We start from the raw sequence: 11,166 nt of genomic DNA, 5'->3' as shown, positions 1-11,166 counted from the left end.
ACGACTCGTCACCGAACCGCACCGCAACCCGATCACCAAACCGCGCAGCAGCATCATCGAACCACGCCGACAACGTCGAATCCACACCACCATCGATCTGGCCAGCGCTGAAGCGGGACAGCAGGTTTCGTTCACCATCGACCAAGATGTCAACGTCACCCACCGCTACGGTGGGATCAGCAGTCACCGCACGGAAGGTCCGTACCAGCCGATCACCGAATTCCAGAACGGTCGACTCGTCGAAGAGATCCGTCGCATACGTCAAGGCGGCTGACATCCCTGCGGGTGCGCCGGCCTCGTCGGTTCGTTCGGTCAAGGTCAACTGGAGATCGAATTTCGCCAGCGCAAGATCGGCACTTTCGATCGACACTTCGAGGTCGCCCAATTCGAGCGTTGTCTGTTCGTGATTCTGGAACGTCAACGCCACCTGGAACAACGGATGACGAGCCTGCGAACGAACCGGATCGAGCGCTTCCACGATCCGCTCGAACGGAACATCCGCATGCGCGAACGCCTGCAGATCCACCTCACGCGCAGAAGCCAACAACTCCGCAAACGACATCGACGGATCAACCTCGGTACGCAACACCAAAGTATTAACGAACATACCGATCACATCGTCGAGCTGCGCCTCACCACGACCCGCGATCGGGGCACCGATCGCGATATCCGTGGTTGCGGACAAGCGCGAGAGCACGACGGCGAGAGCCGCGTGGACAACCATGAAGGGTGTCGAGTTACTGCTGTGCGCAATCGAATTGACAGCTTTGTGCAGAGCGGCGTCGATCTCGAACTCGACCTCCGCTCCGTGCCCTGACGCGACCTCGGGGCGCGGACGATCACCAGGCAGATCCAACTGCTCCGGAAGATCAGCCAACGCACCCGACCAGAACGCAATCTGCTGCGCGATGACGGACTGCGGATCGTCCTCGGACCCGAGAACCTCACGCTGCCACAACGAGTAATCCGCGTACTGCACCGGCAACGGCGTCCAAGCCGGCACCGACGCTCGTGTACGTGCTTCGTACGCAACCATCACGTCGCGGGTCAACGGACCCATCGAGAAACCGTCGGTCGAGATGTGATGCACCACGAAAACCAGGACGTATTCGCTGTCGCCGACTTTGAAGAGCTTCACGCGCAACGGAACTTCGGACGTCACGTCGAAGCCGTCCGTGGCCAGCTCGGCGACGCCTGCAGCCAAGCGATCTTCCGTGATCGACACGGGGCTGAGATCGACCACAACGTCTCGAACGTCGCGGACTTCCTGGTACCCGACGCCGTCGACGTCCGGGTACAGCGTCCGCAGTGATTCGTGTCTGCCCACGACATCGATCACGGCGGCTTTGAGAGCTGCCACATCGAGGGCGCCGGAAATCCTGATCGCCGCCGGCACGTTGTTCACAGCCGACGCCGGTTCGAACCTGTTCAGGAACCACATGCGCTGCTGCGCCAACGAAAGTGGGATCCGAGCTGGCCGGGGCTGCGGCACCAGCGGCGCTGTGGCACCCGAGCCGGCGTGCAGCTCGAGCCGGACGGCGAGTGACTGCACGGTCGACGCTTCGAAGAGCGCACGAACCGGAACGCTTGTGTCGAGCGCCTCCCCCAGTCGTGCGGCGACCCGGGTCGCGACCAGCGAGTTGCCTCCGAGTTCGAAGAAATCATCGTCTCGGCCGACCTGTGCCACTCCGAGAACTTCGGAGAACACCTGCGCGACAGTCTCTTCGACGGTCGTGACCGGCGCTTGGTAGACCTTCGACTCGAACACGGGCGAAGGGAGAGCTTTGATATCCGTCTTGCCCGCGGTGGTCAACGGAATCGAATCGAGCACCAGAACCGAGTCGGGAACCATGTAGCCGGTGAGGAACGTCGACACCGACTCGATGACCTGTGCGGGATCCACCTCGGCGCCGGTCTGTCGCACTACGTAGGCAACGAGGCGATCGCCGAAGTGATCGTCGGAGCGTACAAGAGCTACAGCTTGCGCAACGCCCGCGCATCGGGTCAGTGCGGCCTCGATTTCGCCGAGTTCGATACGGAACCCACGGATCTTGACCTGGAAGTCGCTGCGGCCCACGTACTCCACCGCGCCACCGTCGATCCACCGGACCACATCACCCGTGCGGTACAACCGCTCAGCGGGCGCCCCGAACGGGTCCGCGACAAAACGACCCGCTGTCAATGCCGGCTGTCCCAGGTATCCACGAGCGACCTGAACACCCGACACGTACAACTCACCCGCGACACCAACCGGAACGGGCTGCAAGCGGCCGTCCAAGATCCGCGCGGCCATACCCCGAATCGGGCCGCCGATGTTCATGCGGTCAAACGCGGTCAGCGCATCACTGATGTTCGACGCGACCGTCGACTCCGTCGGACCGTACGCATTGAAGAATCCACGCACACCGCCGTCCGGGAGTGGCACCGCCCACTTGGCAACGAGAGACCGCGAACTGGCTTCGCCACCGACGACAACCACCCGCAACGCGTCGAGCCCACTCGGATCCACCGATGCCAGAGCAGCGGGCGTCACGAACGCATGGGTCACGCCCTCCGCGCGCAAGATCTCAGCCAATTCCGCGCCGCCGTACACCGTCGTCGGCGCAATCACCATCGTCGATGCCGCTCCGAATGCCATCAGCAACTCGAGAACAGAAGCATCGAAACTCGGCGATGCGAAATGGAGCGTCCGAGCATCGTTAGTCAACGCATAGCGATCGACCTGCTCGGCACAGAAATTCGCCACACCGGCATTGGTGACCACAACGCCCTTGGGCAGACCCGTGGTGCCGGAGGTGTAGATGACGTAGGCAGGCTGCCGCTCGTCGATCGCACTGCGTCGATCCGAATCACTCACCGGCGCGCAAGATTCTGCCGCACACGCCGCCGCTGTCTTCTTGTCGTCGAGAACAACCCACGTCAACGCCGACGGCAATCCTGCCTCGACGTCACTGAGGGCAAGACCCAGTACCGCACCGGAATCGGTAATCATGTGGGCGATACGGTCAACCGGATACGTCGGGTCGACGGGCACGAATGCAGCACCCGTTTTCGCCACTGCCCACAGGGCGAGAACCGAATCGGCCGAACGCGGAATCGCGATCGCGACCCGATCCTCCGGCCCGACGCCCTTCGCAATCAGAACACGAGCGAGTTGCGACGACCGCTCGTCGAGTTCGCGGTAGCTGATCGACTGACCGTCGAAGCGAATCGCATCCGCCGACGGATCCACAGCGGCCGCCGCTGTGAGGATCTCGACCAGGGTTCCCGAGACCGCCTGACCTCCACGAACATCGGCCAGCGCACCACGTTCAGCCGCATCGAGAATGTCGATGTCACCGACGACAATCGAGGGAATCGATACGACAGTCTCTAGAATACGAACCAGTCGCCGAGCAAACCCTTCGACCGTCGACACGTCGAACAGATCTGCAGCAAACGTGAATTCGGCCGAGAGCCCTTGCTGGATCCCGTCTTCGCCGATCGACTCGGTTACTGCGAGTTCGAGGTCGAACTTTGCAGTGGTGGTGTCGATTTCGGCGGCCTTGATAGCCAGGCCCGGTAGTTCGAGTGTCGTTTGCGCGAGATTCTGCAAGGACAGGACAACCTGGAACAGCGGATGTCTGGCCTGCGACCTGGCCGGAGCCAAGACGTCCACCAACCGCTCGAAGGGCACGTCCGAGTGAGCGAACGCTCCGAGCGCAGAATCACTCGCCGCAGCCAGCAGATCCGTGAATGCCTGGGCCTGGTCTACCTCGGTGCGCAGAACAAGCGTGTTGACGAACATACCGACGAGATCGTCGAGCGCCTCGTCGCCGCGACCGGCAACGGGAGTGCCCACGGCGATATCCGAGGTTCCGCTCAGTCGGGCCATCAGAACGGCAAGCGCCGAGTGCAACGCCATGAAGAGCGTCGCGTTGTTCTCCCGTGCCAACGCGTCCAATCGACGGTGCACATCACCGGAGATCTCGAAGGCGAATCGTTCGCCGCGCATCGAGGCTACGTCGGGTCGAGGCCGGTCCGACGGAAGCTCGATCACATCCGGTAGGTCAGCCAGAGTCGAGGTCCAGTAGGAAATCTGCTGCGAGATCAATGATTCCGGGTCGTCTTCGGACCCCAGAACCTCACGCTGCCACAACGAATAGTCGGCGTACTGCACAGCCAACGGGTGCCACGCCGGCGCAATCCCGTCCTTGCGTGCCGAGTAGGCAATCATGAGATCGCGTGCCAGAGGCGCCATCGACCAACCGTCGGCGGCGATGTGATGAACCACGATCGCGAGGGTGTGCTCGGTGTCGCTCACCGTCAACAGGCGGACACGGATCGGCACGTCGACGGTGACGTCGATCGCCGAGGATCCGATTGCAGCGACTCGACTTTCGAGCTCGTCCTGATCCGAAACCGACTCCACGGTCAGTCCGCCGAACGCCTCCGAAAGCGACAGAATCGACTGCTTCGGTCCGGAGACCCCGTCCGGATACACCGTCCGGAGAACTTCGTGCCGGGCCAGTACATCCTCGAGCGCCATTTCCATCGCGGCCACATCGAGATGGCCAGTCAGGTGCAGTGCGAAAGTGATGTTGTAAGCAGCGGAGTCGGTATCGAAACGGTTCAGGAACCACATGCGCTGCTGCGCCAACGACAACGGGATTTCTGCGGGACGCGCCTGTGCGACGAGTGCCTTCTTCCCGCCGACACCTACGTGCGACTCGATATGTGCGGCGAGCGCCTCGACGGTGGAAACGTCGAAAAGCGTCCGCACCGGCACGGTGGTATCGAGCGCCCGTCCCAACCTCGAGGTGACCTGGGTGGCCACCAGGGAGTTGCCACCGAGTTCGAAGAAGTCGTCGTCGAGGCCGACTCGTTCCACGCCGAGAACATCCGCGATCACCTGCGCGACAATCTCTTCCACCGGAGTGGTGGGCGCACGGAACTCGCGAACCTCGAAAACAGGCTCCGGCAAAGCCCGGCGATCCAATTTGCCCACCGGTGTCAACGGAACCTCGGCGAGCTCCATGATGACGGAAGGAACCATGTAGCTCGGCAGAGATTCTGCAACGAACGAGGCGAGCAGGTCCCGATCGAAACTCGAACCGTCAGCCAGTTCGACGTAGGAAACGAGGGTTGTGACACCCGCCGCGCCTTCGCTTCCGATCGTCACCGCGAAGCGCACAGACTCGTGCGAGGACAGAACTGCGTCGATCTCACCGAGCTCGATACGGAATCCGCGAACCTTGACCTGGAAGTCACTGCGGCCGACGTATTCGAGGACCCCCGCGTCGCCTTGCGTGTCTCCGCCTGTCCAGCGCACGACATCGCCGGTCCGGTACATCCGTTCGCCATCCGGCGAATACGGGTTGGCCACAAATCGTTCCGCGGAGAGACCTCGCCGCTCGTGGTAGCCGCGAGCCAATGCAGCGCCCGCAAAGTAGAGCTCTCCCCTGGTACCGACTGGAACCGGATGCAGACGCTCGTCGAGTACCAGTGCAGACATGCCCTCGACGGGACGCCCGATGTCGATCGATCGGCCGATCGCGAGATCGCCGAACGACGAAATGATAGTGGTCTCGGTCGGACCGTACCCATTGAAGTAGGCGCGCCCTGGAGCCCATTTCGCCAGCAACTCGGGAGTGGTCACGTCACCGCCGACGGAGACGACTCGCAATTCAGGCAGCTCTGCCGGCTCCATGGTCCCGAGTACTGCGGGTGTGATGATGGCGTGTGTGACCTTCTCGGCATGAAGAAGATCCGACAACTCGTGTCCACCGATTATCGTCGACGGAACGATCACCAAAGTTGCACCCGCTGTGAAGGCAACCATCCATTCGAGCACTGACGGGTCGAAGCTCGGTGAACAGATATGCAGGAACCGCGAGGTCTGATCCACCCCGTACCGACGCTGAGCTGCGTCCCTGACACCACGGAGACCACCGTGAGTGACGCTGACACCCTTCGGTTTTCCCGTGGAACCGGATGTGTAAATCACATATGCAACGTGTGAACTGTGAATCGGAGCGATTCGGTCCTCGTCCGTGACCGGCGCTGATGATTGCGCCGACAGTTCTCCGTTCAGAGCCTGGCTGTCGAGGACCAACCAATCAGTGACCGCAGGGAGTTGATCAACGAACTGTGCCGACGTGAGTCCGATCGCGGCCGAAGAATCGGCCAGCATGTGCCGGACACGATCTTCCGGATAGCTCGGGTCGACTGGCACGTACGCCGCCCCTGACTTCGCCACCGCCCATACTGCACAGACCATCTCGTACGAGCGAGGAAAGGCGAGAGCAACGATGGTCTCGGGGCCTGCGCCACGTCCGATCAGAACCCGTGCGAGTTTCGACGACTGCTCATCGAGCTCGCGGTAGGTGATCGATCGACCCTCGAAGCGCACAGCAACCGAGTCCGCTTCAGCCGTGCCGGACAGGAAGATGTCGACGAGACTCTGCCGGGGCATCGCGTCGTCCGAGGTAACGACCGTCAGATCGGTGCGCTCAGAGCGTGAGAGCAGGTCTATATCACCGACGACCGTTTCAGGTCGGGTAGCCACTGCATCGAGAATGCGCACGAACCGAGTAGCGAATGTGTTCACCGTGGCCGGATCGAACAAGTCCGTGGCGTAGGTGAAGGTGGCACTCAAGACATCCGAGTCTTCGGTTCCTTCAGGATTCTCGGACACCATGAGTTCGAGATCAAATTTGGCGACCGGAACTTCCAATTCAGCTGCCACTGCTTTGACGCCCGAGAATTCCAGTTCGCGTCGTCCACTGATCTCCGCAGTGAGCGCAACCTGGAAGAGCGGGTGACGAGCCTGCGAACGCGCTGGGCTCAGCACCTCGACCAACCGCTCGAACGGTACATCGGCGTGCCCGTAGGCAGACAACCCCGATTCCCTTACCCGAGCGAGCAACTCGTCGAACCGTTCGTTCGGATCGACCTCGGTGCGGAGCACCAGGGTGTTCACGAACATGCCGATCACGTCGTTGAGGGCTTGATCGCCTCGCCCGCCGATCGGGGCACCGATCGCGATGTCGGAGGTACCACTGATCCGGCTCAACAATGTTGCATAGGCCGCCTGCAACACCATGAACAGCGAGACGCTCCTCGAGCGCGCCAACTCGTTCAGCTTGCGCGTCGTGCGTTCGCTGATCTGAAAATGGTGCTTGGCACCGTGATTGGACGCGACGGCAGGACGAGGTCGGTCTGTGGGCAGATCCAACTGATCCGGCAGATCAGCGAGCGCCCGGCGCCAGTAGTTGATCTGGCGAGACGATTCCGATCGGGGGTCTTCGTCGGATCCCAGTGCTTCGCGTTGCCACAGCGCGTAATCGGCGTACTGAATCGGCAGCGGCGTCCACGCCGGCGCCGTCTTCTCACTTCGCGCCGAGTATGCGACGAGAAGGTCACGTGCGAGCGGACGGAACGACAGTCCGTCTGCAGCGATGTGATGGAGAACCATCACCAGCACGTAGTCCGTCGGAGACACCTCGAAGAGGGCAACCCGTACCGGAATTTCGAGCGTCACGTCGAAGCCGCGAGACGCCACGTCGAACAGGGCCGCGTCGAGATGCGAATTCCGAATCTTGACCGGGTTCAACTCCACTGCAGCCCGGTCGACCGGCAGAACCAGCTGTTGCGCGGTTCCGTCGACATCGGGGTAGATCGTGCGCAGAGACTCGTGCCGCTCGAGAAGGTCCATCACCGCGGCATGCAGGGCGGACGGGTCCACCGAACCGGTGAGCCGGACCGTGAACGGAAGGTTGTACGCGGGTGTCGACGGGTCGAGACGGTTGATGAACCACATACGCTGCTGCGCAAGCGAGAGCGGGACGACCTCGGGACGAGGCTTGGCGATCAGCGGGGTGAGCTGCCTGGCGTTGCCCGCCACCGACTCGGCGCGGGCCGCCAAGGTAGCGACCGTGGTGGATTCGAAAAGCTCCCGAACGCCGAGTTGCACTCCCAATGCCGAACCCACTCGGGTCACCAATTGTGTTGCAACCAGAGAGTTTCCACCGAGATCGAAGAAGTCGTCATCGATACCGACGCGCTCGACACCGAGCACGTCGGCAAACACGTCAGCCACGACGCGTTCGATTTCGGTGCGGGGCTCGCGGTACTGCTTCGCACTCGCGAACACCGGCTCGGGCAACCCGGCACGATCCAATTTGCCACTCGTGTTGAGCGGCAACGCATCGAGCACCATCAACGCGGCCGGAACCATGTACGACGGGAGGCTTCGACCGGCGAACTCGCTGAGGACAGCAGCATCGATGTTTCGGCCAGGCCCCGGTACGACGTAGCCGACCAATTGATCACCGGTCGGGGTGACGGTCACCAAGACGACAGCCTGGGAAACATCGGGGTGTGCCAGAAGAACGGTCTCGATTTCGCCGAGCTCGATGCGCTGCCCACGGAACTTCACCTGGAAGTCGGTACGCCCGATGTAGTCGAGATTTCCGTCCTCACGGCGTCGGACAAGGTCGCCGGTCCGGTACATACGCTCACCGGCCGTGCCGTACGGATTGGCGACGAACCGATCCGAGCTCAGATCAGGTCGACCCACGTACCCACGCGCGAGTTGGACGCCCGCGAGGTAGAGCTCACCCGGCTGCCCGATGGGCGTCGGTCGAAGTTGCCCGTCCAGTACGTGTGCCTGAGTGTTCCACTGCGGCATACCGATCGGCACGGAAGTAGTGTCCGAGGACACGGCCTCGTAGTACGTGACCGACACCGCGGCTTCAGTCGGACCATACAGGTTGTGCAGTCCGGCTCCACAGAGTTCACGGAAGGCGGAAGATGTCTCCGGTGGGAGCGCCTCGCCGATGACGAACACGTGGCGCAACGAATCACAAGATCCGGCAGGTGCGTTCGCAGTGAACAGCGTGAGCATGGATGGCACGAAGTCGGTGATCGTGACGCCGAGTTCCGCGATCTTGTTTGCCACGTAGATCGGGTCTCGATGACCGTCCGGAGTCGCAACTACCAGTGTGGCGCCGACCTGCAACGGCATGAAGAATCCCCACAGCGACACGTCGAATGTCGTGGCGGTCTTCTGCAGGTAGATGTCCGACGCCGAAAGCCCGTACTCGGTGTTCATCCACTGAAGCTGATTGTTGATCGCTGCATGAGTGACCGCGACACCCTTGGGTCGCCCGGTCGACCCCGAGGTGTAGATCACGTACGCAGTGTTCGAGAAATGCAAGGGAGACAGGCGATCTGCGTTGGCGATCGACCTACTGTCGAGCTGTTCGTAGTCGAGGGTGTCGATCTCGATCACCCGTGTCCCCTCGGGCAGATCCACATCGTCCCGCGCAGTAGTCACAACACACGTGGGCTGCGCCGACTCGAGAATATATGCGGTGCGGTCGGCTGGATGGTCGGGATCTACCGGCACCCAGGCTCCGCCGGCCTTGGCGATCGCATACAGACCGACCATCAAGTCCAGAGACCTGCGGATCGACAGTCCCACAAGCGATTCGGGCCCAACACCCATGCCGATGAGCTGACGGGCCAAACCGTTTGCGCGGGCGTCGAATTCGGCGTACGTGAGGCTGGCGCCTTCGAAAACAACAGCGGTGGCATCGGGAGTACGCTCGACCTGACGCTCGAATGCTTCGGTGATGGTTTGCGAGGCAACGTGGAAGCCGGTGCGGTTCCACAATGCAACCTTGTTCCGCTCCTCGTCGGTTGCGACAGGGAGATCCCAGACCTTGCGGCTCGTTTCGGCCGAGACGAACTTCTCGAGGAACTCCACGAACCGCGAGTGATTTCGCTGGGCGTCAGCGGGCCCGTACAGATTGGGATTCGACTCGAAGTCGATGTGCGTACGGGTGTCGCCGACGCTCTGGTACAGGTTGACACCGAGGTCTTCGATCAACCCCGTGGACAGGATGTGAAGCTCGCCGACGAGGGGCCCGAACGCCAACTCGGTGGAAAACATCATGATGTTGATCCACGGGCCGAAGAATCCGCCCCGACCCGGCCCGTCACCGCCGCGAACCATGTCCTCGTGTCGGTACCGCTGATGGCGCAGTGCGCCGGACATTTCGTTCCTGACGTCGTCCAGAAGATCCTGGACGGTGGTGTCCGCAGTGACGGTCAGTCGCAGCGGAACGACGTTGGAGACCATGCCACCGGACCGGCGCAGCACGGCTGTCGTTCGACCGGAAACGGGCAAACTCAGCGACACGTCCTCTCGTCCGGTCATCTGAGCGAGGTACGCCGCAAACGCCGCGACGACAGTGCCGGCAACAGTGGTCTTCTCTACGCGCTCGAGGAACCGCCCGAGCAGCGCCTCGACGTGGTTGGACAGCGCTGCACTGTCGATCCGACTGACCGGAGCAGGCGCGGCACTTCGACCCGCGAGGCTCGAGATCTCGTCGAGATTCTCGATCTTGTCTGCCCAGTACTTGCGATCGGTTTCGAACCGACTCGACTGGCGGTACTTGTTGTCTACCTCGTAGACGTTCCGGAGATCGGAGGCCTCACTCGGCTCCGGATCCCGGCCCTCCACGCGCGCCGAGTACAACTCCGCCACACGAGTGACGAACGTCGAGGCACCGAAACCGTCGAGAATTGTGTGGTGAACCCGTGTGTACCAGTAGTAGCGGTTCTCACCGAGGCGCAAGATCGTGGCAGAGATCAGTCGGTCCGCAAGCATGTCGATCGGCCGACTGCGATCTGCTCGCATCCACCGCATGGCTGCGTCGTGTGAGTCGTCTTCACTACGAAGGTCGACGTAGCCGACGGAATCATCGAGTGTGGGGTCGATGATCTGGTACGGCTGGGCGTCGATCTCGAAGATCCGAACGAAGGCCGACCCAATTTCGCGACCGGCGTCTGCACAGGCCTGACGAAGAGCATCAAGCTCGAGAGCACCACGGAGTTCGACGTACTGAGCGATGTTGACCGGTACGGCGGGATCAAGGTGCTGCGCGAACCACATACCGAGCTGGGCCGCTGAAAGCGGGAATGCGTCTGATCGCTGAACGTCTTCCGGCGAGCTGCCGACCTCCGGCTTGCCGCTCCCCAGTTCTCCGTTACCCAGCGAATTCACGCCCACAGCCTCTCTTCCACACCATTGCGCACCCGTGCGAGCCGAACGTCCGATTCGCAGCAGCTACCGACCTCATCCAACCTCGACGAGCCAGAACCACCCATTGTCTCCGA

Annotated in this window: 1 protein-coding gene; it reads right to left on the bottom strand. The window is 62.0% G+C overall.

The window, feature by feature from the left end:
• Positions 1-10,942 (bottom strand): amino acid adenylation domain-containing protein (locus tag ABWI03_RS10810; protein ID WP_435054178.1); only part of this gene is annotated, 10,942 nt, incomplete at its 3' end.
• Positions 10,943-11,166: the final 224 nt, after the last annotated feature.

This window comes from Rhodococcus baikonurensis (assembly GCF_040489275.1).
GTDB lineage: Bacteria > Actinomycetota > Actinomycetes > Mycobacteriales > Mycobacteriaceae > Rhodococcus_F > Rhodococcus_F baikonurensis.
The sequence above is the reverse complement of the archived record's forward strand: the minus strand, read 5'-3'. Positions and strand labels throughout refer to the sequence as shown.